General features: G+C 57.3%; 24 protein-coding genes, 1 other RNA gene and 1 pseudogene. 16 read left to right on the top strand and 10 right to left on the bottom strand.

All coding sequences use genetic code 11. The annotated features are described in order from the left end of the window. The 6 genes from Q1M54_RS15345 to gyrA all read right to left on the bottom strand — a co-directional run. Positions 1-953: 30S ribosomal protein S1 (locus Q1M54_RS15345; RefSeq protein WP_300559017.1), on the bottom strand; the 953-nt coding region annotated here is incomplete at its 3' end. A 198-nt stretch (positions 954-1,151) separates the two neighbouring features. Then, positions 1,152-3,161, bottom strand: a complete 2,010-nt coding sequence (locus tag Q1M54_RS15340) for a bifunctional 3-phosphoshikimate 1-carboxyvinyltransferase/cytidylate kinase (RefSeq protein WP_300559015.1) — start codon at positions 3,159-3,161, stop codon at positions 1,152-1,154. Positions 3,162-3,164: 3 nt separating this feature from the next. Further along, entirely contained in the window at positions 3,165-4,061 is an 897-nt protein-coding gene (locus Q1M54_RS15335) for a prephenate dehydrogenase/arogenate dehydrogenase family protein (RefSeq protein WP_300559012.1), read from the bottom strand. Positions 4,062-4,066: 5 nt separating this feature from the next. Next, positions 4,067-5,167, bottom strand: coding sequence for a prephenate dehydratase (gene pheA, locus Q1M54_RS15330; protein ID WP_300559009.1), 1,101 nt, complete (start codon positions 5,165-5,167; stop codon positions 4,067-4,069). A 36-nt stretch (positions 5,168-5,203) separates the two neighbouring features. Beyond that, positions 5,204-6,295, bottom strand: coding sequence for a 3-phosphoserine/phosphohydroxythreonine transaminase (gene serC / locus Q1M54_RS15325; RefSeq protein WP_300559006.1), 1,092 nt, complete (start codon positions 6,293-6,295; stop codon positions 5,204-5,206). A 3-nt stretch (positions 6,296-6,298) separates the two neighbouring features. After that, complete coding sequence (gyrA, locus tag Q1M54_RS15320; RefSeq protein WP_300559003.1) at positions 6,299-8,974, bottom strand: DNA gyrase subunit A; 2,676 nt, start codon at positions 8,972-8,974, stop codon at positions 6,299-6,301. A 230-nt stretch (positions 8,975-9,204) separates the two neighbouring features. Between gyrA and ompA the strand changes: the two genes are divergently transcribed. From ompA to Q1M54_RS15250, 14 genes are all read left to right on the top strand, one after another. Further along, positions 9,205-9,900 (top strand): outer membrane protein OmpA, encoded by a 696-nt coding sequence (ompA, locus tag Q1M54_RS15315; RefSeq protein ID WP_300559000.1) that lies wholly within the window; start codon positions 9,205-9,207, stop codon positions 9,898-9,900. Positions 9,901-9,992: 92 nt separating this feature from the next. After that, positions 9,993-10,703 carry a bifunctional 2-polyprenyl-6-hydroxyphenol methylase/3-demethylubiquinol 3-O-methyltransferase UbiG gene (gene ubiG / locus Q1M54_RS15310; RefSeq protein WP_300558997.1) on the top strand — a complete coding sequence of 237 codons (711 nt, stop codon included), beginning with the start codon at positions 9,993-9,995 and terminating at the stop codon, positions 10,701-10,703. A 2-nt stretch (positions 10,704-10,705) separates the two neighbouring features. Continuing rightward, positions 10,706-11,371: an HAD-IA family hydrolase gene (locus tag Q1M54_RS15305; protein WP_300558995.1), complete on the top strand. Its 666-nt coding sequence runs from the start codon at positions 10,706-10,708 to the stop codon at positions 11,369-11,371. A gap of 12 nt (positions 11,372-11,383) precedes the next feature. Then, positions 11,384-11,772: a transfer-messenger RNA gene (gene ssrA, locus Q1M54_RS15300) on the top strand. 607 nt (positions 11,773-12,379) lie between these two features. Then, entirely contained in the window at positions 12,380-12,949 is a 570-nt protein-coding gene (locus tag Q1M54_RS15295) for a hypothetical protein (RefSeq protein WP_300558992.1), read from the top strand. A gap of 2 nt (positions 12,950-12,951) precedes the next feature. After that, a complete protein-coding gene (locus Q1M54_RS15290) occupies positions 12,952-13,350 on the top strand; it encodes a hypothetical protein (RefSeq protein ID WP_300558989.1) in 399 nt (132 codons plus the stop codon). 29 nt (positions 13,351-13,379) lie between these two features. Continuing rightward, positions 13,380-13,616 (top strand): hypothetical protein, encoded by a 237-nt coding sequence (locus Q1M54_RS15285; protein ID WP_300558986.1) that lies wholly within the window; start codon positions 13,380-13,382, stop codon positions 13,614-13,616. Between the two features lie 42 nt (positions 13,617-13,658). After that, the gene (locus Q1M54_RS15280) at positions 13,659-14,345 is read left to right on the top strand and encodes a hypothetical protein (protein WP_300558983.1); all 687 of its coding nucleotides are present in this window, start codon (positions 13,659-13,661) and stop codon (positions 14,343-14,345) included. Between the two features lie 224 nt (positions 14,346-14,569). Beyond that, positions 14,570-15,970, top strand: coding sequence for an IS1182 family transposase (locus tag Q1M54_RS15275; RefSeq protein WP_300558980.1), 1,401 nt, complete (start codon positions 14,570-14,572; stop codon positions 15,968-15,970). A 302-nt stretch (positions 15,971-16,272) separates the two neighbouring features. Continuing rightward, positions 16,273-16,902: a dUTP diphosphatase gene (locus Q1M54_RS15270; protein WP_300558977.1), complete on the top strand. Its 630-nt coding sequence runs from the start codon at positions 16,273-16,275 to the stop codon at positions 16,900-16,902. After that, complete coding sequence (locus Q1M54_RS15265; protein WP_300558974.1) at positions 16,892-17,809, top strand: hypothetical protein; 918 nt, start codon at positions 16,892-16,894, stop codon at positions 17,807-17,809. The genes Q1M54_RS15270 and Q1M54_RS15265 overlap by 11 nt, the downstream gene beginning before the upstream one ends. A 2-nt stretch (positions 17,810-17,811) precedes the next feature. Continuing rightward, entirely contained in the window at positions 17,812-19,692 is a 1,881-nt protein-coding gene (locus Q1M54_RS15260) for a hypothetical protein (RefSeq protein ID WP_300558971.1), read from the top strand. Further along, on the top strand, positions 19,685-20,656 hold the full coding sequence (locus Q1M54_RS15255; protein ID WP_300558969.1) for a hypothetical protein: 972 nt from the start codon (positions 19,685-19,687) through the stop codon (positions 20,654-20,656). The genes Q1M54_RS15260 and Q1M54_RS15255 overlap by 8 nt, the downstream gene beginning before the upstream one ends. Further along, complete coding sequence (locus Q1M54_RS15250; RefSeq protein ID WP_300558965.1) at positions 20,656-21,729, top strand: N-6 DNA methylase; 1,074 nt, start codon at positions 20,656-20,658, stop codon at positions 21,727-21,729. Before Q1M54_RS15255 ends, Q1M54_RS15250 begins: the two co-directional genes overlap by 1 nt. Before the next feature lie 224 nt (positions 21,730-21,953). On the opposite strand, the gene Q1M54_RS15245 is transcribed toward Q1M54_RS15250, so the two are convergent. The 4 genes from Q1M54_RS15245 to Q1M54_RS15230 are packed head-to-tail and all read right to left on the bottom strand — an operon-like array spanning position 21,954 to position 24,455. Next, a complete protein-coding gene (locus Q1M54_RS15245) occupies positions 21,954-22,406 on the bottom strand; it encodes a hypothetical protein (RefSeq protein WP_300558962.1) in 453 nt (150 codons plus the stop codon). Continuing rightward, positions 22,403-23,752, bottom strand: a complete 1,350-nt coding sequence (locus tag Q1M54_RS15240) for a recombinase family protein (RefSeq protein WP_300558959.1) — start codon at positions 23,750-23,752, stop codon at positions 22,403-22,405. The genes Q1M54_RS15245 and Q1M54_RS15240 overlap by 4 nt, the downstream gene beginning before the upstream one ends. Next, positions 23,749-24,186, bottom strand: coding sequence for a DUF2924 domain-containing protein (locus tag Q1M54_RS15235; RefSeq protein ID WP_300559020.1), 438 nt, complete (start codon positions 24,184-24,186; stop codon positions 23,749-23,751). The genes Q1M54_RS15240 and Q1M54_RS15235 overlap by 4 nt, the downstream gene beginning before the upstream one ends. A gap of 29 nt (positions 24,187-24,215) precedes the next feature. Beyond that, positions 24,216-24,455, bottom strand: coding sequence for a hypothetical protein (locus tag Q1M54_RS15230; RefSeq protein WP_300558956.1), 240 nt, complete (start codon positions 24,453-24,455; stop codon positions 24,216-24,218). 288 nt (positions 24,456-24,743) lie between these two features. Here Q1M54_RS15230 and Q1M54_RS15225 point away from each other — a divergent pair, with 288 nt between their 5' ends. Together Q1M54_RS15225 and Q1M54_RS15220 are read left to right on the top strand one after the other, a co-directional pair. Further along, positions 24,744-25,985 carry a hypothetical protein gene (locus Q1M54_RS15225; RefSeq protein WP_300558953.1) on the top strand — a complete coding sequence of 414 codons (1,242 nt, stop codon included), beginning with the start codon at positions 24,744-24,746 and terminating at the stop codon, positions 25,983-25,985. A 7-nt stretch (positions 25,986-25,992) separates the two neighbouring features. Then, a pseudogene (locus Q1M54_RS15220) lies at positions 25,993-26,330 on the top strand (hypothetical protein); the annotation flags it as partial.

Raw genomic sequence — 26,330 nt, 5'->3', positions numbered from 1 at the left:
GGGGCCACGTTCTTGTTGGTCCAGTCCATTTCAGACACGTGCACCAAGCCTTCGATGCCTGGCTCGAGTTCGACAAACGCGCCGTAGTCGGCGATGTTGGTGATCTTGCCGAACATGCGGGTGCTTTGTGGGTAGCGGCGGTTCACGCCCATCCATGGGTCATCGCCCATTTGCTTGAGGCCCAAGGACACGCGGTTTTTCTCGGTGTCGAACTTGAGGATCTTGGCGGTGATTTCTTGACCAGCTGTCACCACTTCGGAAGGGTGACGGACACGGCGCCACGCCATGTCGGTGATGTGCAGCAAGCCGTCGATGCCGCCCAAGTCCACGAACGCACCGTATTCGGTGATGTTCTTGACCACACCGTGAACGATGGAGCCTTCGCGCAATGTTTCCATCAGCTTGGCGCGCTCTTCGCCCATCGAGGCTTCCACCACAGCGCGGCGTGACAACACGACGTTGTTGCGCTTGCGGTCGAGCTTGATGACCTTGAATTCGAGGGTCTTGTTCTCATAGGGAGACAGGTCTTTGGTGGGGCGTGTGTCGACCAAAGAGCCGGGCAAGAAAGCGCGGATGCCATTGACCAACACGGTCAGGCCACCCTTGACTTTGCCGCTGGTCACGCCAGTGACAAACTCGCCGGATTCGAGGGCTTTTTCCAGAGACATCCAGGAAGCCAAACGCTTGGCGGTGTCACGCGACAAGATGGTGTCGCCGTAACCGTTTTCGATGGAGCCGATGGCCACGGACACGAAGTCACCTACTTGGACTTCGATTTCGCCCTGGTCGTTCTTGAATTCTTCGAGGGGAACGTAGGACTCGGATTTGAGACCAGCGTTGACCACCACAAAGTTGTGCTCGATGCGCACGACTTCAGCGGTGATGACTTCGCCTGGGCGCATTTCGGTGCGCGTCAGAGATTCTTCGAACAGGGCGGCAAATGATTCAGACATGGTGTTTCCTCATCCACAAATTCAGGACTGACGAGCGCGACATGCGTCGTTTCCAGGAGCTGACAGTGGCGATTGGTTTGCGGCGTGAGCCGCGGTTGGTTATAAAAAACCATCTGGCCAGTGTGCAAGCTGCACGAAGAGAGCCAGGTGGAACTTCAGGTCAGCCTGCACAGGGCAAGCTGGGGTGGCCGTTTTCGGTCAATTAAGCCAGGTTGGTTGACCGAAAACTTGCCGGCTGTGCCACCAGATCATCACTTGGTCCACCGAGGTGTCGATGGTCAAAGACGAGTTGTCCAGTTGCAAAGCATCTTGTGCGGGCTTGAGGGGCGCCACGCTGCGGGACATGTCCCGGGCGTCGCGCGCTTCCAAATCAGCGCGAAGACTGTCGATATTAGCCGAAAAACCCTTCAAAATCAACTGCTTATGGCGTCTTTCGGCGCGTTTGGCAGCGCTGGCGGTCAAAAACACCTTCAAGGGGGCGCTCCGGAAGATCACCGTGCCCATGTCGCGTCCGTCGGCCAACAGGCCAGGCAGGCGCTGAAAACTGTGCTGCAACTGCACCAGCGCCTCGCGCACAGTTGGCAACACAGACACTTTGGAAGCGTTCATGCCGCCTTGCTCGCTGCGGATCGCGTCGGTCACATCCACGTTGTTCAGCAAAACCTGCTCACCTTCAAAGCGCACGGGCAGTCTGCGGGCCAGGTCGGCAATGGCCGTTTCGTCAACCGGCTCAAGCGTCAGGCCCGCTTGCAGGGCCGCATGGGCAGTGACTCGGTACAGCGCACCCGAGTCCAGGTAGTGGTAGCCCAACTTAGCAGCCACACGGCTGGCCAGTGTGCCTTTGCCGGAGGCGGTGGGGCCATCGATGCAGATCACCGGGATGTTTGCTGCCTCGGTGTGTGCCACTGAGAACAGCGCCTCGAAATAATCGGGGAAGGTCTTGGCCACGCACTTGGGGTCTTCGATGCGAACCGGAACTTGGTCGGCGTTGAAGGCCGCCAGCGAAAAACACATGGCCACGCGGTGGTCGTCGTAAGTGTGGATGCTGGCACGTTGCCACTGGCCTGGCGCAAGTGGGTGAATGGTGATCCAGTCCGGGCCTTCTTCGACTGTGGCGCCCAGCTTGCGGCTTTCGGCGGCCATGGCCACGATGCGGTCAGTTTCTTTCACACGCCAGCTGGCGATGTTGCGCAGCGTGGTGGGTCCGTCGGCATACAGCGCCATCACGGCCAATGTCATGGCGGCATCGGGGATGTGGTTGCAATCGAGCGTGATGCCCTGCAGGGGCCATGCACCGCGCTGAATCTCAAGCCAGTTGGGGCCGCTGGTGATCTGGGCGCCCATTTGGGCGGCGGCGTCGATGAAGCGGATGTCGCCCTGGATGGAATCGGCGCCCACACCTTGAATGCGGATGCCATCACCGCTGGCGATGGCTCCCAGAGCGATGAAGTAACTGGCCGAAGACGCGTCGGCTTCGACGTGGATCGTGCCGGGCGACTGATAGCGGCTGCCAGCCGGGATGACAAAGCGTTCCCAGCCCTGGCGCTCCACGTCAATGCCGTAGCGCGCCAGCAGGTTGAGCGTGATCTCGATGTAGGGTTTGCTGATGAGCTCGCCCACCACCTCGATGGTGATGGCGCGGTCTTGTGCCGCCAAGGGCAGCGCCATCAACAAAGCCGTGAGGAACTGGCTGGACACATCGCCGCGCACGGGGATGGCTTTATCCAGTTGCAGCCGGGGTTGGCCGATGCGCAAGGGTGGGAAGCCCTCATTCCCCAAATAGTCGATGGTGCAGCCCAGCTCACGCAGGGCGTCGACCAAGTCACCAATCGGGCGCTCGTGCATGCGCGGCACACCTTTGAGTGTGAAGTCACCACCATGCACCGCCAGCGCAGCCGTGAGCGGCCGCATGGCCGTGCCCGCATTGCCCATGAAAAATTCAATCGCTTCAGTTGGCCAAGCGCGTCCACCCAAACCGGTGATGGTCACCGTGGTGCCATTCACCTGAACGCCGCAGTCCAACTGGCGCAGCGCAGCCAGCATGACTTGGGTGTCGTCCGAGTCCAGCAGGTCGTGGACCACGGTGGTGCCTTGGCACAGCGCCGAAAGCAACAGCACGCGGTTGGAGATGCTTTTGGAGCCGGGCAGGGTGACCGTGCCAGAGGCGCCTTGCAGCGGGGGAAGGTCTAGGAAGGCGGTTGAGAACATGGGTCAGTCTTCAGAAGCGGTGTTGCAAGCGTTGCCCGCTTGCAGCGTCCAGGCCGAGCGCACCTCGCTGGCGTGTTGAATCAATTGCTGCAGCGATGCGGTGTCGCCTTGCTTCAAGGTGTTTTCAAACTTGTCGAGCGCGGCCCGAAAGTGCGCCATTTGTGAAAGCACTTCCACCTTGTTGGCGCTCAGGATGTCGCGCCAAACGGCGGGGTCGCTGGCAGCAATGCGAGAAAAGTCTCTAAAGCCCGGGCCTGCCATCTCCAAAAATGCCGCGCCTTTCGGCTGTGCGGCAAGGGCATTCACCGCGGCAAAGGCCAACAGGTGAGGCAGATGGCTGACCGCGGCGAAGGTGGCGTCGTGCGCCTCGGGCGTCATGTGGCTCACATGGCTGCCGATGGCGGTCCACACCGCGCTTGCAGTTTGAATTTGGCGAATGGTGTTTTGTGACAAAGGCGTGAGGATGGTGCGGCGCTCTTGGTAAAGCGTGCTTTCAGCGTGTTCAATGCCAGCCACCTCTTTGCCTGCAATGGGGTGCGCGGGCACCAAGCAGTTCAGGCGCTCGCCTAAAGCGGCTTTTGCCGCTGCGATCACATCGCACTTGGTGGAGCCAACGTCCATCAGCAAGGCTGTGGGCGATAGGCTGCCGCGCAGGACAGAGAAGCTGCTGTGCATGGCACCGACGGGCACCGCCAACAAAACCAAATCAGCACCCACCACCGCCTCTGCCAAGCTGTTGCAGCCTTGGTCGATGACACCTAACTCGACGGCGCGTTGGCGGGTTTTTTCAGAGGCACTGAAACCGGTGATGTGCTCCACCAGGCCGGCCTGGCGCAAGGCGAGCGCAAAGGAGCCGCCCATCAGGCCGCAGCCAATCAGGGCCAGGCGTTGGAACTTCACTGCGCTCACTCTGGTACAGGGTAAGACCCCAGCACCTTGTAAAAAGCACAAAGGCCTTGCAACTCTTGCAGGGCCGCAGCCACATGGGGCTCGCTGATGTGGCCTTGCAGGTCGATGTAGAAGTAATACTCCCACTGGCCCGATTTGGCCGGACGCGACTCAAAACGTGTCATGGACACCCCATTGCTTTTGAGTGGCACCAGCAAATCGTGCACCGCACCCGGGCGGTTGGGCACAGACACCACCAAGCTGGTGCAGTCCTTGCCCGAAGCCGGTGGTGTGGCCAAGGTCTGGGGCAGGGTGATCACGGCAAAGCGCGTGCGGTTGAAGGCCTCGTCCTGGATGGCGTGGTGCACGATGTGCAGGCCAAACTGGCTGGCGGCACGTTCGCTGGCCAGGGCCGCCCAAGCCGGGTTGGTGGCCGCCAAGCGGGCCCCTTCGGCGTTGCTCGACACGGCACGGCGCTCCACATGCGGCAGGTGCTTGGACAGCCAGCCTTGGCATTGGGCCAGCGCTTGCGGGTGGGCCATCACGACTTCGATGTTCGCATCTGAATTGAGTTGACGCAGCAAATTGAAGCGCACCTGCAAGCTGACTTCGCCCACCACATGCACGGGCGACCGCAAGAACAAATCAAGCGATCGGGCCACCACGCCCTCGGTGGAGTTTTCCATGCCCACCACGCCGTACTGGGCCGTGCCCGCAGCGGTGGCATGAAACACCTCGTCGAAGTTGGCGCAATAAATCAAGTTGGCTGCACTGCCAAAAAACTCGATCGCGGCCTGTTCGCAAAACGTGCCCTGAGGGCCTAACACCGCCACGCGCTGTGGCGCTTCGAGGGCCAAGCAAGCCGACATGATCTCGCGCCAGATGGTGGCGACGTGTTCGTTTTTGAGCGGGCCGGGGTTGGCGCTGGTGATCTTGTCGATGACCTGGGCCACCCGATCGGGCCGGAAAAAAGGCGAGCCTTCAGCGCGTTTGATCTCACCCACTTGTTCGGCCACATGGGCGCGCTGGTTCAGCAGGCTCAGCAGTTGTTTGTCGAGTGCGTCGATTTGCACACGCAAAGCGCCCAAGGCGTGCGACTGAATGGGTTGTTGGCTCATGTCTCGAGTTCTTTCTGGCGGCCTGGTTGTGGGGCTTCAGGCCTGTTTTTTTTCAAATTCGCGCATGTAAGCCACCAGCGCCTGTACGCCTTCAAGTGGCATGGCGTTGTAGATGCTGGCCCGCATGCCACCCACCGACTTGTGGCCCTTGAGCTGCAGCAAGTTGGCCGCTTTGGCGCCCGCCAAAAAAGCGTCGTTGCGCGATTCATCGCGCAAAAAGAAAGGCACGTTCATGCGCGAGCGGCAGTCTTTGGCAACACGGTTTTCGAACAAGCTGGAGCTGTCCAAAAAGTCGTACAACAGTTGTGCCTTGGCGATGTTGCGCTGCTCCATGGCGGCAATGCCGCCATGTTGTTTGAGCCACTGGAACACCAGCCCAGCGATGTAAATGCCGAAAGTGGGCGGCGTGTTGTACATGGACTGGTGGTCGTTCACCAGTTTGTAGTCAAAGGCGCTGGGGCAATAGGGCAGGGCATGTCCGATCAGGTCTTCGCGTACGATGACCAAGGTCAGACCCGCAGGACCCAAGTTCTTTTGTGCACCACCAAACGCCAAGCCCACGCGGGACCAATCCACTGGGCGCGAGGCCACATGCGAGGAAAAATCGACCACCAAGGGTGCGTCGCAGCCCAGAGCCTTCAGGTTTGGCAACTCATGGAATTCCACGCCGTGGATGGTCTCGTTGCCACAAATGTGCACGTAGCGGCAGTCAGCGCCAATTTGCCAAGTGGCTGGCGCGGGCAGGGTGGTGAAGCCGTCGGCTTGCGCCGTAGCCGCCACGCGTGCTTGCCCGTATTTGCCAGCTTCTTTGAGCGATTTTTGGCTCCAGCTGCCTGTCAGCACAAAGTCCATGGCCCCGCCTTGCGACAGGTTCAAGGGCACGATGGCGTTTTCAGCCAAACCGCCGCCTTGCATGAAAAGTATCTTGAAATGGGCGGGCACTGACAACAACTCTCGCAAGTCGGCTTCGGCCTGCTCGTAAATGCTGATGAACTCCTTGCCGCGGTGGCTCATCTCCATCACGCTCATTCCCGAGCCATGCCAGTCCAGCATCTCAGACGCGGCTTGCTGCAACACGGCCTCTGGCATGACGGCGGGACCCGCCGAGAAGTTGAAAGCGCGCCCCATCACTTATTCCGCTGTAGGTGCGCTGTCGTCCGTGGGTGCCTCGGTATCACCTTCAGATGCATTCGCGTCGTTTTCTACGATGCGTTGCAAGCCAGAAAGCTTGGCTCCTTCGTCCAGACCAATCAAAGTCACGCCCTGCGTAGCGCGACCCAACTCACGAATTTCAGACACACGGGTGCGCACCAAAACACCGGTGTCGGTGATCAGCATGATTTCGTCATCTGCGTGCACCAAGGTGGCGGCCACAACTTTGCCGTTGCGCTCGGACTGCTGGATGGCAATCATGCCCTTGGTGCCACGGCCGTGGCGGGTGTATTCGGTGATGCTGGTGCGCTTGCCATAGCCGTTTTCTGTGGCGGTGAGCACGCTGGCGCGGGCTTTGGCCTCTTCTGCGGATGCATCGGGGTTTTCTTGCTCCGAAACCAGCATGGCGATCACGCTTTGGTGGTCCTCGATCATCATGCCGCGAACGCCACGGGCACTTCGGCCCAGTGGACGCACGTCGTTTTCGTCAAAGCGCACAGCTTTGCCGCCGTCACTGAACAGCATCACGTCATGCTTGCCGTCCGTGAGGGCTGCACCAATCAAAAAGTCGCCCTCGTCCAAGTTGACGGCGATGATCCCGCCCTTGCGTGGGTTGCTGAACTCATCGAGCGAGGTCTTCTTGACTGTGCCCATGGAGGTGGCCATGAACACATATTGGTTGTCGGGGAAGGTACGGGCTTCACCGGTCAGGGCCAGCACCACGTTGATCTTTTCACCTTCTTGCAAAGGGAACATGTTGATGATGGGGCGGCCGCGCGAACCGCGTGAGCCGGCAGGCACTTCCCAGACTTTCAGCCAATACAATCGGCCACGATTCGAGAAGCACAGCAAATAGTCGTGCGTGTTGGCGATGAAGAGTTGGTCGATCCAGTCGTCTTCTTTGGTGGCTGCGGCTTGTTTGCCGCGACCACCGCGCTTTTGTGAGCGGTATTCGGACAGGGGCTGGCTCTTGATGTAACCGCTGTGCGACAAGGTCACCACCATGTCGGTGGGCGTGATCAGGTCTTCGGTCGACAGGTCTTGCGCGCTGTGCTCGATCTCGCTGCGGCGGGCACCAATCTTTGTCTGACCAAATTCTTGGCGCACGGTACCCAGCTCGTCGCCAATGATGGTGGACACGCGCTCTGGCTTGGCCAAGATGTCCAGCAGGTCTTCGATTTCGGACATGACCTCTTTGTATTCGGCCACGATTTTGTCTTGCTCCAAACCGGTCAGGCGTTGGAGACGCATCTGCAAAATTTCTTGCGCTTGGGTGTCTGACAAACGGTACAAACCGTCTTGGCCCAAACCATATTCGCGCTCCAGACCTTCTGGGCGGTAATCGTCGGCATTGACCACCGAACCATCGTCGCGTGCGCGGGTCAGCATGGTGCGCACCATCTGGCTGTCCCAGGCGCGGGTCATCAACTCGGCCTTGGCCACAGGCGGTGTCGGTGCGCCGCGGATGATGGCGATGAAATCGTCGATGTTGGCCAAAGCCACAGCCAAGCCTTCCAGCACATGGCCACGGTCTCGCGCTTTGCGCAGCTCAAACACGGTGCGGCGTGTCACCACTTCGCGGCGGTGCTGCAAGAAGACCTGGATCAGGTCTTTCAGGTTGCACAGCTTGGGCTGGCCGTCGATCAAGGCCACCATGTTCATGCCGAATGTGTCTTGCAGCTGCGTTTGCTTGTACAGGTTGTTCAGCACCACTTCAGGCACCGCGCCCCGCTTGAGCTCGATCACCAAGCGCATGCCCGATTTGTCCGATTCGTCTTGGATGTGGCTGATGTCTTCGATTTTCTTCTCGTGCACCAACTCGGCCATGCGCTCTTGCAAGGTCTTTTTGTTGACTTGGTAAGGCAGCTCATCGACCACGATGCACTGGCGCTGACCTTTGTCGATGTCCTCGAAGTGGCACTTGGCCCGCATGACCACGCGGCCGCGACCTGTGCGGTAGCCGTCCTTGACGCCGGTCATGCCGTAAATGATGGCGCCTGTTGGGAAGTCGGGCGCGGGCACGATCTCCATCAACTCGTCAATCGAGGCTTCGGGGTTGCGCAGCAGGTGCAGGCAAGCGTCAACCACTTCGTTCAGGTTATGCGGCGGGATGTTGGTGGCCATGCCCACCGCAATACCGCCCGAGCCATTGATCAGCAGGTTGGGCAGGCGCGATGGCAACACCAGCGGCTCTTTTTCAGAGCCATCGTAGTTGGGGCCGAAGTCGACGGTTTCCTTGTCGATGTCGCCCAGCATCTCGTGAGCGATCTTGGCCAAGCGGATTTCGGTGTACCGCATCGCCGCAGCGTTGTCACCGTCCACCGAGCCGAAGTTGCCTTGGCCGTCCACCAACATGTGGCGCATGGAGAAGTCTTGTGCCATCCGCACGATGGTGTCGTACACCGACTGGTCGCCGTGTGGGTGGTATTTACCAATCACGTCACCCACGATACGGGCTGACTTTTTGTAAGGGCGGTTCCAGTCGTTGTTCAGCTCGTGCATGGCGAACAAGACCCTGCGGTGGACCGGTTTGAGACCGTCACGCGCATCGGGCAGTGCCCGGCCAACGATCACGCTCATGGCGTAATCGAGGTAGCTGCGCCGCATTTCCTCTTCCAGACTGATGGGCAGTGTTTCTTTGGCGAACTGAGTCATATATAAGGGAAAGAGTGACGCAATGGAAAGCGATCATTTTAGTTGCACGGCACTGTGGCGTCCATGCAACATTTGTGATTCATTTGCATGAGAGCTTTGTTGTCAGTCCGGCATTTGACAGACCAGTGCACGGTCTATGGCACAATAAAACGCAACGCATCAGGTGACGGTCACTTGATGTGTCATTTTCACGCAGCGAGTCTGCGGCTTTATCCCTTAAGAGGAAGACCATGAAGAAACTGAACAAAGTGGCGATGTTGTTGGCCTCCGCAGCTCTCGCAACCGCCGCTGGCGCGCAAACTGTTGACAACTGGCGTGACAGCTCCGGTACGGTTTGGAAAAACGGTACCAACGAACTTTGCTGGCGCAATGCCAACTGGACACCCGCCACTGCTGGCGCTGGTTGCGATGGTGCTATCGTGGCTCCTAAAGCCGCCCCAGCCCCAGCTGCCGCTCCAGCACCTGCTGCACGTCCAGCACCAGCACCAGCACCAGCACCAGCCGCTGCGCCCGCACCTGCCGCTCGCCCAGCAGCTCCTGCCGCTCCTGCTCTGCCACCCGCAGCAGCCACCAAGGTCACTTTCGCTGCTGACGCTTTCTTTGACTTCGACAAGTCTGTCTTGAAGGCCGAAGGCAAAGCCAAGTTGGATGATCTGGTTGGCAAAGTCAAAGGCATCAACCTGGAAGTCATCATCGCTGTGGGTCACACCGACTCCGTGGGCTCTGATGCTTACAACCAGAAGCTGTCTGTCAAGCGTGCTGACGCTGTCAAGGCTTACTTGGTGACCAAGGGCATTGAAAAGAACCGCGTTTACACCGAAGGCAAGGGCGAGAAGCAAGCCGTTGCTGACAACAAAACAGCCGCTGGCCGTTCCAAGAACCGCCGCGTTGAAATCGAAGTGGTCGGCACACGCCCTAACCGCTAATCCCTCACCGGATTTCCAAAAAAGCCCCAGCAATGGGGCTTTTTTTCGTCTGTCGTTCGATGTGTGGGCCTGTTCACCGACAATTGGAACCCATGACTACAAGCAATTCCAACGTCGATCCGGCCGAACTGGCCAAGTTTTCTGACCTGGCCCACCGTTGGTGGGACCCTGAAAGCGAATTTCGTCCCCTGCACCAGATCAACCCGCTGCGCCTCGAGTGGATCCACGGTTTGGTGCCTTTGACCGGTCTGAAGGTGGTGGACGTCGGTTGTGGCGGTGGCATCCTGGCCGATGCCATGGCGCGCAAAGGCGCTCAGGTGCTGGGCATTGACCTGGCCACCAAGTCGCTCAAAGTGGCTCAATTGCATGCGCTTGAGGCGGGCACTCAGGGCGTGCAATACCGCGAGTCGAGCGCCGAGGAGCTGGCTGCCGAACAGCCAGAGCAGTTTGACGTGGTCACCTGCATGGAAATGTTAGAGCACGTGCCCGACCCGGCCGCTGTGGTCAGGGCCTGTGCCCAAATGGTCAAGCCCGGTGGCTGGGTGTTTTTCTCCACACTCAACCGCAACCCCAAATCTTTCTTGTTTGCCATTGTCGGCGCGGAATACATCCTCAATTTGTTGCCCAAAGGCACCCACGAGTTTGCCCGCTTGATCAAACCCAGCGAACTCACCGCTTGGGCGCGCGAAGCCGGGCTGGACGCTCAAGGCTTCAAAGGCATGGAATACAACCCCTTCACCAAGCGCTATTGGCTCAGCCAAGACACCAGCGTCAACTACATGCTGGCCTGCCGGAAAGCCTGACCATGTTTCACCACGCACAAGCCGTCTTGTTTGACTTGGATGGCACCCTGATTGACAGCGCCCCGGATTTGGGCGCTGCTGTAGACAAAATGCGCGTTGGCCGTGGTTTGTCGTCTTACCCACTGGATCATTACCGACATATGGCTGGCGCTGGAGCGCGCGGCATGCTGGGCATCGCTTTTGGCATGACGCCTGACCACCCCGACTTTGAGGCCATGAAAGAAGAGTTTTTCGTCAACTACGAAAACTGCATGACCGAACGCACCCGCATTTTTGATGGCGTGGTCGACATGATCGCCCAATTGGTCGCGCTGGGCATGCCCTGGGGTGTGGTGACCAACAAATCCAGCCGATTCACCGACCCCCTCACAGCAGCCATGCCTTTGTTTGCCTCGGCCGGTGCCATCGTCAGCGGCAACACCACCCCTCATGCCAAACCGCATCCCGAGCCATTGTTCGAGGCCGCACGGCGCTTGTCGGTGGACCCAAAGCGGTGTGTGTACGTGGGTGACGACGAGCGCGACATCGTCGCTGGTCTTGCCGCAGGCATGGGCACCGTGGCCGCCACCTACGGTTATTTGGGCCAACAGACCGATATTTCGCGCTGGAATGCCCATGTGAACATTGATTCTCCGGCGGACCTCTTGAAATTTCTCAAGAGCGCCTAAAATAGGTCCTGAGGGGCTGCACTGGTTTCGACATGGGTTCGGACGCGTGGCAGGGCATGTCGAGGTTCTGATCCTCGTTAATCTTCGGAAAAAAAACTAACTGCAAACGACGAACGTTTCGCACTCGCCGCTTAATCCGGTGAGCCTTGCAACAGTTGGCCGATAGGCTGGGTTAGGGTGATAGGGGTGTCAAAGCCTCCAAAGTCCTAGCTGCAAGGTAAAACATATGGGCTGGCATCACCTCGGGTACCTTGAGGTGGTGTGAGAAAAAAGGGTGCTGGCTGGGTGTTCAGCGTGTCGCTGCGCGGTTCATTTGGCGAGACTCAAATCAGACGACTACACATGTAGAACTGTACGAAAAAGGCTTATGGACGGGGGTTCAAATCCCCCCAGCTCCACCATTCATAAAGGGGACAGATTTTCTCTGTCCCCTTTTTCCATCGTGCTGTAGCCCAGTAACGGCACCATTCCTCGCAAATGTCTTGAGGACGCCTCGCGTCAATTCTTCCCAAAAAGTTTCATTTTTCAGCACCGAGATCTCGAATTTCTCTACGTTTTCTCTGTTTTCTTGAGGATGCCTCCTCAAGAAAAATTTAGGATTCATGCGGGTTGCAGCTTGATGGTTTGATGTGACTGATGGGTGGCATGGTTGACTGAACAACTCATTCCGATCCACCTTGTGCCTTCTATGGCGAAGTCCTCAAGCTTGATTTCCGTTGACGCTTAGCTGCATTCGGAACTTCGTTGATGTCGGCAGAAGGCTGGGAGCGGAACTTCCGCCTAGGTACGAGCGTTCGGCTGCAACCGACCCGTTGCGGTCATGCAAGGCCCCTTAGCGAAGCTGTCATTGGCTGAAAGTGGATGCCGGATTTCGTGGTTTAATTTGCACTTGCATATAAATCAGGTCTTGGCGTCTAACCCTTAGATCTGATTGCGTTTTCTGGAGTTTGGAGTGACCAGAATATCCCGCAGAGAATACATTACGTTAGGCACCACAGGGAGGAACTCTTGGACATCACAGCTACGATCCCCTTGTCGGCAGCAGAGAAAATAGAGATCTCCTCCATTCTCGGCTGCCAGCCAGGACAGTTGAATGCCAAGCTCAACGAGTACATGACTGCATCGACCAAGGAGTACCTGTCGATGATTCGAGGTCAGAGAGTGTTTAAGCGCGGCAGCGATATGCTCGAGTACAGACTATTTCTGCTCATTGAATCCGCGTTCAACGGACAGATTCCAGACGAACGCACTGTCAGCAGTCTGTTCCAGACCACTCTCACAGAGAGTCGCTCACTTATTCGAGCTGTCATATCCAAGTACCAGTATCAGCTAAAGACCTACATTGATGCCACGATCCGCACATGCCTTGCCGCAGCGGATCGCCAGAACACCGGCGACCATTACTCCGTCGTCATCAATAGTCAAAATGTTGTTGACGAGCTCAACAAGGTTCTAGCAGACATCGATGGCAACTTGGCGTCCGTTGCGAAGAGGAAGGGAAGCGTCTCGACATACGAACTCGCACCGTCCTCTTACAACCAACTCTGCAGCCGCCTCGGCGTCACGCCTAAGCCTTAATCATGGGCGATTTGCTGTCTGCCTCAAGCCTGCTAATGGCCATAGCAGCCATTCTGTTCAGCCTCTGGTACGCCGAGATCGCGAAAGCACTAGAGATTGTTCCGAAGAGGCACAGCGAAGACAACATTCGCGAACTTTCTACAGTCCGAGCCGTCCTGTACGCGAAAGCTATTCCTGTTACCCTGACGGCCCTGCTTGTTGCGCTGATCTTTCTGCCGGACGCCGTGAAGTTGTCTATTGAGTCACTTAAGGCCTACAGAACAGCGGGACTCGACGCCCTCAAACTGTACGATGCGGTCCGCACTGCGTACTGCTTTGTCTCGTTGCTATCCATGGTTTTGGCCATCTATATGGCCGTATTGACCGAAAAACTATGGCAACTTGCCCGGCGGCTGGCGTAGTGGTGTCTAACCCATCCCTCAAACGTTAGATGTCGCAATCGACCACACGTGCGCGCCGTCTTGGGCGAAGCCTTGAGCTACTGCTGATGCGCATCAAGCAGCACCAATCGCCCAATGCCTCTGTGCGCTCTCCGGACTTCATCGCTGACGTCGACACGGGTGAGCGACGAGAAGTAGACATCGGCATTCACGTTCCAACCGCAAACGGAGAGACCTTCATCGCCATCGAATGCCGAGATCGGCGGGCTCAGCAGAGCGTTGAATGAATCGAACAGCTGATCTCCAAGAAGAAGAGCGTTGGAGCTAACGTGCTCATCGCGGTCACAGCATCCAGCTTTTCCAGCCCGGCTCGAATCAAGGCGCTCCGGCACGGCGTGCTCCTTGCGCGCCTTTCCTCCAGGCTACCGCAAGAAATGGCCGCCTTGCTGAACTCGCTCTGGCTGACAGCACGGTATCTCGCACCAACCGTTCACAGCGTGCAGATTCAGACTCAATGCCTCACCCCAATTCGCGATGATTCGATCTTCTTCCACAAGCTTGCACCTGGTCCCCTGAATCTCGCTGAGCTTGTGCAGGTGTGGATGAACCCGAACTTCATACGCGCACTACCGAAGTATGTCGACGACTTCTCAAAGGCGAAGTTCATTAAGCTTCAACTGATCGATATCAACGCTTATCTGATTGCAAAAGGCGGGGAAATTCCCATCACAAAAGCTGAACTAGTTGTAGAACTGAACTACGGCGAAGAAGAACTTTGCCTGCGCGGCGTACAGGAGCTACGGGCGCTTGACTCTCAGCCAATTGGGGAGGCGACAGCGTATGACTTCGGAAATAAAAGCGGTCAGCTCAGCGAAGTGATACAGGATCAAGACAGCGGCGAGCTACGCTGGGACATCCTTGCCAAGCCCTTGCTTGAAGAAGGGAAGGTGCTCATCGGGGCGCGCCTGCGATCAGCGCAGCCAGTAAGCATCACGACAATGCGCTTAGGCCTGTGAAAGCGACATCTAACCCCTAGTTGAACGACTGCATTTCCGCCTGAACAACGACCGATGGCCGATTGCAGACCGGCACAGCCAAGGGCTGATCGGCAGCAACCGCTGCAGTTCGGACCTTCGCCATGTCGATGTCGGCTGCAGGCTAATTCTGTTGAAAAACTCCCGATTTTTTAGAAATTGACCTGTGGCTTGCGTATGCTTCTGCGTAGACGGAGGTGCAAGCCATGATGGGTCAAACGGCGAACCAAGATCAGCTCTTTTATGAGTTCAACCTCGAGGACCACATCCCGCGTGATCATTTGCTGCGCGGCATAAATCGGTTCCTTGACCTCAGTACGTTGCGCCAACATTTGGCACCGTTTTACAGCCACACTGGCCGCCCCTCCATTAATCCCGAGTTGATGATTCGGATGCTGATCATTGGATATTGCTTTGGCATTCGCTCAGAGCGCCGGCTGTGCGAGGAGGTCCATCTCAACCTTGCCGATCGATGGGTTTGCCAGTTGGGCCTGGAAGACAAAATCCCCAATCACTCCACCTTCTCAAAGAACCGCCATGGGCGCTTCCGAGAGAGCGAAACATTCCGTCATGTCTTCGAGAGCGTTTTGCGCCGATGCATGACGGAGGGGTTGGTTGGAGGTGAGGGGTTTGCCGTGGACGCTAGCGTCATCAAGGCCGACGCCAATCGAGCCAACGTAACGACCCCCGAGGAGCCCAAAGCTTGGCCAGGCGGGGATAACCCAAGCCGTGCCGTACGCGACTACCTGGCCGCATTGGATGAAGCCAATCCGATTGGAGAAGATGCAAGTGCCATTGTCCCCTCCAGGACGATATCTCTATCAGACCCTCAAGCCAGATACACCGCAGCTCCTGGCGGTCCGGCTTTCTTTGCTTATTCCACCAACTATCTGATTGACCTGGACGCGGGCATCATCATGGACGTTGAAGCCACACAGGCCCATCGCACGCAAGAGGTGGAATCCACCAAGACCATGGTCCAACGGGTCGAAGACCGCTTTGACATCAAGCCCAACCGCCTGGTTGGCGACACGGCCCACGGTACTGCCTCAATGCTGCACTGGATGGTCAACGAAAAAAACATTGCACCCCACGTTCGTGTGTGGGACAAGACGCAGCGCAAAGATGAAACTCTTTCTATTGCGGATTTCGATTGGAATGAGGAAGCCAATCAATACACATGCCCAGAAGGGCATCCCTTGAAATCCAACTGGCGTCCCTTCAAAACTCCACGCAATCATGTGACACAAGCAGACACCGTTGTGTACCGAGCCAGCCAGCATGATTGCACTGCCTGTTCACGCAAGTCGCAGTGTTGCCCAAACACGCCGCATCGCAAGATCGCGCGCAGCATTCATGAGGGTGCGCGCGCCGTGGCACGACAGATTGCACGAACCGATGCTTTCAAGCAGTCTGGTAAACAACGCAAGAAGGTTGAAATGCTGTTCGCTCACCTCAAGCGAATTCTCAAGCTCGACCGGTTACGACTGCGGGGCTTGGTCGGTGCACAAGACGAGTTCATATTGGCCGCAACGGCGCAAAACTTGAGAAGAATGGCCAAGTCGTTGATGCCAATCAGCGGAAAAGCGGGATTGATGGCCGCGTGAGGCGGTGCGAAGGCTGATTTGCCGCCGAAGATGGCGTCTGCATCCTCAAAAAAGATCAGCAACGCCAACTTGTTCAACGCTTCGGCACGAGTTTTTCAACAGAATTGGCTGATTGCAGCCGTTCGCAGCATGCTTTTCGGCTGGCCGCTATCGATCGAAGCGGCAGTAGCTAAGCCCGTCGAAATTCGGAATAGTCACAGGGTTTCATATCTCGGTTACCACTTAAAATGCCTAGGTCAAATGTTAGGCATAACGATATGAATGGTGTAAAAGACGTCATGTTCAGGAGCAGGCTGCAGTCCATGCTCGAGCTTCAGGATGGCATCAACAGCAAGATTCGCCCCGACTGGCGCGACGCGAATAACGCCTGGTTCCGGGCGATTTGGACGGAGTGTGCGGAGCTCGTGGACCATGTCGGCTGGAAGTGGTGGAAGCATCAATCGCCAGACCTCCCCCAGGTCCACTTGGAGTTGGTCGACATCTTCCACTTCGGGTTGAGCGAGCTTCTGCAGCAGCACGGGACGGCGGACGCCGCTACGACGCAGATCCTCGGCGCCTACGTCGTCTACGGAAAGCGCAGCGGCACTGGTGTTGTCGACTCTGCGACGCGCATCGCCCAAGTGGAGGCTTTCGCGACGTCCGTCCTGACGACGAGGCGCTTCGACTTGTCTGGTTTTTGCGAGCTCTCCAGTGCCGTCGGTCTGGAAGAGCAAATGCTCTACGAGATGTACGTCGGGAAGAACGTGCTCAACGGATTCCGGCAGGACAATGGCTACAAGGCGGGCACATATATCAAGACCTGGGACGACCGCGAGGACAATGTGTGGTTGGTGGAGTTTGCTGCAGGCCTGGACAAGAACCCGAACACCTTCGCGTCTGAGCTCTACGGCCAGCTTTCGAAGAAGTATGCCGAGGTAGTGCATGGCCGTTGAGCTGCCGCCTACGGTTGCCGGCAACTGGAAGTTCTTCGTCAACGCGCAACTGTGGCCGCGCGCTGCCCGCTTTGACCCAAAGGGCTGGCTTGAGAACTTCGATGCGGCCGACCAAAAGTACGCCATCCGCTTGCTGGAGGGCTTCACCTATTTCGCTGACGAGCTGGTGGGCGCGCTGTTCCAGGGTGCCTTCCAGAACCTGTCGCAGTTGGTGGTCCAGAACAAGGACAATTACTTCTCGGCCAGCTCGCAGTGGACCCAGTTCCTGGAGTCTGCCATCGTCGTCCGAGCTGAGGGCAATTACAGCAGCGATGCAGACAGCGGCTTTATCTTCACCCGACTGGCTCGCGACAAGCTTGGAGTGCAGGAGGAACAGCTGCTCTCGCCAGCGAAGGCACTCGACCAGCTGAAGGCAACCCCTCGCGGCAACGTGATCTTTGTCGACGACTTTGTCGGTTCCGGCGAACAGTTCGAGGACACATGGACAAAGATTCACCAGCTGTCTAATCTGGGCGCGGCGTCGTTCAAGTCTCTGGTAGCCACGATCGGGTCAGGCGCGGTGGGCTTCTATTACTGCCCCTTGATTTGCACCGATGTTGGTCGTAACTACATTGCACGAAAGTGCCCGTTGGTGAAGCTTGTGTCTGCGCACGCTCTTCCGGAGACTTACAGCGCCCTGTCCAGCAGCTCGGTGATTTGGCGGGACGACATGAAGGTCGAGGGGCCCCTCTTTGTGGAGCGCGCGAGCGTAAAGGCCGGCATCCCATTTCGCGATGGACAGGAGGGGTGCTGGATGGGCTACGGAAAACTCGGCTTGGCACTTGCTTTCGAACATGGATGGCCAGATGCTGTGCTGCCTATCTTCACGCACCAAAAGAACGGCTGGAAGCCGCTACTGAAGAAGTAACTATGACGAGCCAAAACGGGTCCATCGAAAAGCTTAGTACAGCGCTTGGCCTCTATAAGGCGGAATGGCTTCGCGAGCAGCTGTTCGACTTGTTCACCATACCGGGCTACTTCGATTTGTTGAAGACGAATAGGCCGTGTGTACTCATTGGGGGGCGAGGCACTGGGAAGACTACTGTCCTGCAGGGCCTGTCGTACCAAGGTCAGTTCGCCTTCGCCAAATCTGACAAGAGTGTCATTGACACTTGGCAGTTCTTTGGCCTCTACCACCGCGTCAACACCAACCGCGTGACGGCTTTCCGAGGACCGGAGCTGTCTGAGGAAAGGTGGCGCGCCTGCTTTGGCCACTATCTGAATTTGGTCTTTTGCACGCAGCTCCTGGAGTTCGCCTGCTGGTACGAGCTTCATACGGACCGAGACCTGTCTCTGGACCCGAATGACCTTGCAGCGTTTCGCGCGACCCTCGGCCTTAAGTCTGACCGCCGCCTGGCCGACCTGGCTCAGGAAGTCAGACTTCAGATGTTGGCGTTCGAAGCGTCTATCAACAGCATCGTTGACGCGCCGCCGACCTTTCTGTCGATGCAGGGTGCGCCGGTGGATGCGCTTGCCTCAGCGTTGATCGGCACGAAGGAGCTGGCCGGCAAGCAGTTCTTCTTCCTCATCGACGAGTTCGAGAACTTTGAGGACTATCAGCAACGCATCCTCAACACCATCATCAAGCACTCGCAGGGCGCCTACACATTTAAGGTCGGTGTACGAGAGCTAGGATGGCGCGAGCGTTCAACGCTGAATGGGAACGAGCAACTGACCTCTCCGGCGGACTACGCACGCATTTCCATCGCAGAGATGCTGACGGAATCTCGCTTCAAGTCGTTTGCCGAGGGCGTTCTGTCGGCACGATACCAAGGGACGGTTGAGGGTACTGCCGTTGTAGCAAATTTCCCTTCGCTGTTCCCCAAGCTGGACGAACTCGATGAGGCCGCGCGTCTGATTGAAAAGGGTCAAGAAGCTCGTATCCGCAAGGCGATTGAGGCGGCGAGCTCGCCAGCGCAGCTCGAAGCTGCAAAGGCACTTCCGATTGGCGTTCAGTACTTCTTGGATTATTGGGCGAGTTCCCATAAGGGGACGACTACGCTCTCCCAGGAGATTGATGCGTGGCTTACGGGCAGTGCTTCTAGCAAGGACCGCTTCAACAACCACTTCCATGCATCGTTGTTCGCCATCCGCAACGGTAAGCGGGGCATCCGGAAGTACTACAGCGGCTGGGACGTCTACCTATCGCTCTGCGAAGGAAACATCCGCTACCTTCTCGAGCTGGTGCACTCGGCACTTCTCCTTCATGATGAAGAAGGCGGTGAGCCGCTCTCGCCTATCAGCGCCGAAGTTCAGACCCGAGCTGCGCAGGCGGTCGGACGTAAGAACCTATCCGAGCTGGAGGGCCTCAGCGTCGACGGCGCACGATTGACGAAGCTGCTCTTGAGTCTCGGCCGAGTCTTTGGCGTTCTGGCTGCATCGCCTGCTGGACACACGCCGGAGGCGAATCAATTCCACCTTCGAGAAGAGCAGGAGTCCGACAGTGATGGGAAGGCCATGGACCTGCTCAAGCACTCGGTGATGCATTTGGCGCTGGTTAGGTATGCCGGCAGCAAGTTGCTGGACGAGCGGGATACCAAGGCCTACGACTACATGATTCACCCCATCTTTGCGCCTTTCTTTGTCTTTAGCCACCGAAAGAAGCGAAAGATTCTGCTTTCGACCTTGAACCTACTGAGCCTGGTGGATAAGCCGAGAGAGGGCATCGAAACCGTCTTGGAGCTCAACCATAGAGAGTCCAAACCGGACCTTCCGGACCAGATGCAACTATTTGGCGACTTCTATGCGTGAGTTGAAGCGCGAGCCGATTCTGACCGACACCTTTGAGTCGGTCAGTCTGTTTACGCCCGCGCCCGGAAGCGTATACATCTATCGCGTCAGCAATGAAGACCGCAGCGGGCACACCGGAAAGTGGCGACAGAGCTGCAAGGATGTTCAGTTCATCGAGGTCGCCACCGAATCTGTCTCTGGTTTCCAGGTATCCGGCATCGATGAGGAGTTCTTCCTGCGGAGCGCTGCATCGCTTTCGAGGCTGCTTACTCCACTGGGAGTAGGTCGAACCCTATACATAGACATCACCGGCCTAAGCCATCCGACCTGGGCTGCACTCATCCGGGCTGCCATCGCCGCGAAGATGGAGGTGCGTGCTGTATACGTGGAACCTTATCGGTACAAGCGAAGCGCGGCACCGCTTGAAGGCCAAATCTACGACCTCAGTGCACGCATCGCTGGGATCTCGCCAATGCCGGGCTTCGCAACTATTTCCACGACCGAAGAATCCGTCTTCGTGCCGCTGTTGGGGTTCGAGGGCGCAAGGTTTCGTCATGTCATCGAGCAGGTGCAGCCAAGCCACGAGCGGATAGTGCCGGTGGTGGGCATCCCGGGCTTCAAACCCTGGTACATCTTCGAGACTTATATGGGGAACAGGGCCACGCTAGAGGAGACGAGCGCCTGGCACCACATCGAGTTCGTGCCGGCGAACTGCCCCTTCAGCTGCTTCTACCTTCTGCAGGAATTGGCTCGGTGCCATCCCAACTCTACGTTGAAGGTCGCCATGATTGGCACGAAGCCGCACGCACTGGGCGCCGTGATGTTCGCGTTGACGTCGCCGAGCCGCATTGAGCTCATCTATGACAACCCGATTCGCAAGGAGGGCCGCACTGACGGCCTAGATAAGCTCATGGTCTATCACGTTGGGGCCATCACCGCGGGTGCAGGCGGCAGCTCGATGACGACCGGAGCAGGGCGGCGCTGATGGACAGCTTCTACACATCGCCCGAGCTTGCCGACGCGCTGGTCGGCCTCGCGACGCCGCGACGCCGCAAGCTTTCGATTGCCGACTTTGCATGTGGCGAAGGCAGTCTGTTGCTGGCCGCTGAGCGTCGCTGGCCGTCGGCTTCGATGATTGCCAATGACGTCTCTGCCGCGTCGGTGGCTGGCCTGCGAAAGAGCCGACCGAAGTGGCGGACAGCATGTTCGGACTTCCTGAATCCGCGCTCTGTGCTGTCGTCGTCGCTCCGGAAGCACCTTGCAGGCGTCGACCTTGTCCTGCTGAACCCTCCGTTCTCGCGCAGAACCCGACAGACGTTCGAGGTTGCCGCTGGAGATGAAGTGTTTCACGCCAGCATCGCGATGGCGTTTGTCGTCAACAGCATTCCGTTCCTACGGCCGGATGGCGCCATCCTGGCAGTTTTACCTGACGGTTGCCTGGTGAGCAAGCATGACGAGCCTGTGTGGAGGGCTCTGCGCAAGCAGTTCAAAGTCGAGGTGATTCGCGACAACGCGCGGTCTGCATTCCAGGGCGTAAGGGCACGCACATGCCTCGTTCGTATGACGAAGTTGAGCATGCCTTTGCCTGCCACCGAGCATGTTGCAAGTCCAACGGCGCTTGCGATTGTGCGTGGCTGCGTCCAGATGCACTCTCGCAAAGTAGTCTCGTCCCGTATAGGTAAACCGTTGATCCACACGAACCATTTGCAGAATGGCGCCGTGACGAGCTCCGGGGTGTATGTCGTGGGGGCTGTCCTCACTGGTCCGGCTCTCCTCTTCCCTCGTGTCGGACTCGTCACGCCAGGGAAGTTGTGCGTGCTCAGCAAAGGACGACGAGTGACCTTGTCGGACTGTGTTCTTGGAGTGGCTTGCGAGTCGGAGACCGAGGTTGAGTTGTTAAGGAAAATGGTGCTCGCCGATTGGCCTACCTTTGCGTCTGCCTATCGAGGAACGGGGGCGCCTTATATCACGCTTGAACGTGCCTCGAGGGTGCTATGCAACATCTCGACAGACGGTCGGTTACTTCTGACCGAGGCTTCGAGGGAAGCATTTACATAGTCCTTCGGTGCCTGATTCTACTGTGCGCGCTCGGCGATTGATAGGCGCCTGCATCTTCGAACTAAACGACAACTTTAAGCGCCCGATCTCCATCCGCACTGCGGCGAAGCTGAGCATGGTCAACGTCTGATCCCGGATACAAGACCTGCCCTACAGGGCCAACAACTCAACTGGCAGCAACCGCTGCGAAGCAGCCGGTTTAATGACCGATCCGAGATCCGATCCTAATCAGTTTGATTCCTATCGATACCTTTAATCTTTCGACGTTGTTGTTTCCACTCCCAAGGAATGGGGTTCGAGTTGAACCAATTCATCGTTAGCCCCTCTGGCTGCCGACCACGAAGGATGCTTTCAACGATTCCGGGGTCGAGTAATGTCAACCGTAGGATTTCATTGACAGTGGTCAAGTCCGTGTTCTCTTTGCGGGCGATCTCGGTGCCGCTGTGAACAATCCCTCGATCAAGCAACCGTTGCCAGTGAAACGCTTTTGAAAGAGCGTTCATCATGGTCGTGTCAGGCAGTGGACTATGCGGTTCTGTCGCTTTCATTGCGTCTTCCGAAGTGGTGACAATGCAGCGCCCTGATCGCTTGTTGAACTTCAGCGGGATGAATGTGCTGATCTGTTTTTCACAATCGAACGTCGTGACCGGCGTGCCAGTCAAATAGAAATAGTTCACGCAGCCTCCAGCTCGAGCAGTTCATGGCCGATCGTATTTGGGGGTGGATTGCCCATGAGTGCCCCCCAGGCTTCGTAACGCCACTGCAAATCGATGCCGTCAGGTGTCACCGTGATCCGTTTTATCAGGGTTCGCACGATGTCCTGCTTGGCTTGCGTTGCCAACTTGTTCCAAATCGTAGCGGTGTTCTTGAAGAACAGGACCATGGCTTCAGGTTCGGAGAGATCAGGGTTGATCACAGAGATCTGTTGCCAATACTGATGCACCATCTGGCCAGATCGCAAGATTTCCAGAACCTGCTCCATCACGGCTTTCTCCATCTGACCAGCGGGCAGATTACTGAAAGGCACAGTGCCTGCGCCCATGTTCTGGTTCTTGTTGACCACGTAATAGCGATACACCTTGCCGCTGGGCTTTCGAGTGGCCATTGGCAGGTAAAGGTCGCCGTCCATAGTGAAAACCATTCCTCGTAGCAAAAATCCATACTGGCACTTTTCTCCCCAGGTGTCGCGCGCCCGAGCTCGACTGCTCTCAGCCATGATGGCCTGCACCTGGTCCCAGAGGAGTTGATCGATCAGCGCTTCATGTTCCCCCCGGAAATACTCACCCTTGTGGCCAAGTTCGCCCAGGTACATCCGGTTGTGGAGGATTTTGTAAATGGTTTGCTTGCTCAAGGCCTTCCCGTTTTTGCTTTTGGCACCCTGTTCGGCCAATTGCTTGACCATCTTGGTGGTCGAACGCGATGAGATGAAAGACGCAAAAATCTGCTGGACCAACTGCGCCTCTTCTGGCACCACCATCAGTTGCCGAGATTCGACCCGATAGCCCAGTGGCACTGGCCCGCCCATCCACAAGCCTTTGCGCTTTGACGCGGCAATCTTGTCTCTGATACGTTCACCCGTAACTTCTCGCTCGAATTGGGCAAATGACAACAGGACGTTGAGCATCAGCCTGCCCATTGACGTGGCCGAATTGATTTGCTGCGTAACGGAGCTGAAGCTGACCTTGTGCTGATCAAAGATCTCAACCATCTTGGCAAAGTCCGCCAACGATCGAGACAGGCGGTCTATCTTGTAGACCACCACGATGTCGATCTTGCCGTCCTGGATGTCTCGCATCAGGCGCCTGAGGCCTGGTCGCTCCATATTCCCACCAGAAAACCCAGGATCCTCGTAGCTGTCGTCCACCCGCGTCCAGCCCTCGGCACGTTGGCTGGCGATGAATGCGGCACCGGCTTCACGTTGAGCATCGATGGAGTTGAAGGTCTGGTCCAGGCGTTCATCCGAGGAAACGCGGCAGTAAACGGCGCAGCGCTTCAGGATAGGTTGTTCGATGACGACGCTCATGACTTTTTGCCTTTCAACCCAAAAAAGGCAGGCCCGGACCATTGAGTGCCAGTGATCAGTTTGGCAATGGCAGACAGGCTCTTGTAGTTCTTGCCGTCGAATTCATACAGACCATCCGGAAGCACTGTGACTTTGTATTGCTGACCCGCAAAATCGCGCAGCAGCGTTGTGCCGGGCAACACGGCATGCGTGGGAGCAGAGCCGGATTTGATGGCAGAAAGTCTCTCGCCGTAGTCGGCCAACATAGCGCGAGTGGTTTCTGGCAAAGCGCCATAGGTCATCTCTTGCAGTTTGTAGGCCAGTCTTGACTCGATGAATTTGCGGTTCGGGTGCGACGGGCGGTGCGGGAAATACCGGTCCCAAAGTGCCCACAGTTCGGACATTTTTTTGGTGGAGAGTTCGGCGATCTGTTCTGTTATTCGACCAGCACGCATGCTGTCCTGGATCGGTGGGGCGGTGGTTTTCAAGGCTGTTTTCCTAAGTTGATAGACGGGTTCGTATTCACGCTCTGGTTGGCATGTAAGTCGAGAAACTCGTCTCTATCTGTCGCGTAAACCTGACTGCGGTGCGCCATAGCGAGTTCCTGGTGCTTACTGACCATGGCTTGTGCAATCAGGTGAGCAATCTCGCGAAGGGTGAGGTAGCCGCTTTTTTCGGCCGGCTCGTTTGCAGTTCTTGCAGTGACGGTTTGGAGGTGGTTCATTCAGGTGGTTTGGGTGACTAGAACTAGCCTGAAATCTTAAAAAACAACCCTTCCAGAGGTAACGTGTTTTGGCGGGCCAATGGGGGCCAAGAACTGGAATGTCTTAGGCAGCAGCGCTTTCAGCAGCCGATACCAATAGCTCAAAAACTACTATTTTTGGGATTTGATGAAACCGTTAAAAGCTGTATATTTATCCAGCAATTAGGCGAAACTCATCCCAAGCCCCCGGTCTTCAGGTCGGGGGGTGAGACGCCTCATTGCCAAAACAAACAACAAAGGAGACAACGAATGAGCCGCACTCAGACCTACGCCGACATCTTGCTGAACCTGCCTGTCGACGACACCCTCAAAACCTTCATCGAGCGCCACACACTGCCTATGCCCGAGGGCTGGATCTGGCATGACTCGATCCAAGCCTCCAAGAGCCTGGTTGGGTTGATTCAGCTGCATCCAAATGTCGCCATGCGTGACCGCATCGTGGCCGGGCTGCATGCCAGTACGCTGCTGGCTCACCCTTTGGGCAAGCAGGCCATGTTTCAGGCCGCGCATGACCGACCAACCGAGTTGATGGGACTCATCGCTTGCAAGAACGACCTGCACCGGGCCTTCTGGCTGTACGTCCATCATCCGGCGTTGTTTGAGGCGGCGGCCGAGATCGAATACCTGGACCACCACGGTCAACAAGCTCAGCAGCACGACTTGGGTCTCAAGGGGACCATCAAGCGTGACGAGGAGTCGATCGCTGCATTCGGTGATGCCATCAAAGGCTTCTACCAGCGGGAGTTGGGGTGTGGCGAGGTGTGCGTGGTCAATGTGTTGGACCGGGCGCGCGGTACGCAGCTGGTCTCCATTCACGCCAAGGACCTGGCCACGGCCAAGTTGGAGTTTGAGGGCAGTCAGCTGCAGCGTAGGGTAGGCAGTCCGAACATCCACATGGTGCTTGAATACGCCCAAGCCACCGGTGTGGCCCGTACCATCATTCGTGGCGGCGCCAAGTACCACGCCATGTTGTGTGAGGCCTTCGCTAGGCACCTGCTTGGTGTGGATGCGGATGCACAGCGGATCCAGACGCCGCGCCTGAACCTGTCCACGTTGCGCTTAGGGTTGAACATTCCGCAGGCGATTGATGACGGATTCGTCGGATTGCAGGTCAAGAGTGTGACCGTGGTCAGTGGATGCGGACGACTCAAGATGGAATGCACGGCCAGTGCGTCCAGCGATCAACGCTGCGTGACGGAACTGCTGCAGGACTACTTCGTTGCTGAGAACCCGCTCGCTCGTGGCTGGACGATTCAGGCTGCTGTTCTCAACTTCTATCTGGCACCGATCCGGGGCAAAAGCCGCTGCCAGGTGGTCAGTGTGGAGATCACCAGCAACGGGCGACTGAACCTGCACAAGTTCGATGAGAAGCTGCGTGCCCAACTTGAGGGCTATCTGGTCCAGTTGGGCATTTTGAAGGCGCAGCAGGTCCTCAAGACAGTATTGGAGCAGGACGAGCCTGCGACCATGGACGGCAACTTGTTCGAGTGAGGTGTGAATGGAGTTGACCCTCAATCAGCAAGCCATCAGCTTGGCCGCTTTGATGTTCGTGCGAGGCAATGCATCCTTTGAGAGCAGCCTGCACGATGAAGAAATTGCGGCCCTACAGGTTCTCAAACAGGTGAAGGCCGTTGTGCCCGGTGTCGTCAACAGCCAGGATGCCTTTTGTGCTTTTTGCGGCCTGTACCGTGGCCCGATCTTCAGAACGGACGATGGGCTCATGGTGCAGTGCCCGGACTGTGGTCCGTTTGCCCTTGATCCAGCCAGTCAGCGCAATTGGCGCCTGGACGATGAATGGCTGATCCGAAAGTTGCGTGGCGCTCTGGACATCTCGCC

This window comes from Limnohabitans sp. Rim8 (assembly GCF_943326455.1).
GTDB lineage: Bacteria > Pseudomonadota > Gammaproteobacteria > Burkholderiales > Burkholderiaceae_C > Limnohabitans_A.
Note: the sequence above shows the minus strand (reverse complement) of the source record. Positions and strands in the feature narration are given on the sequence as shown.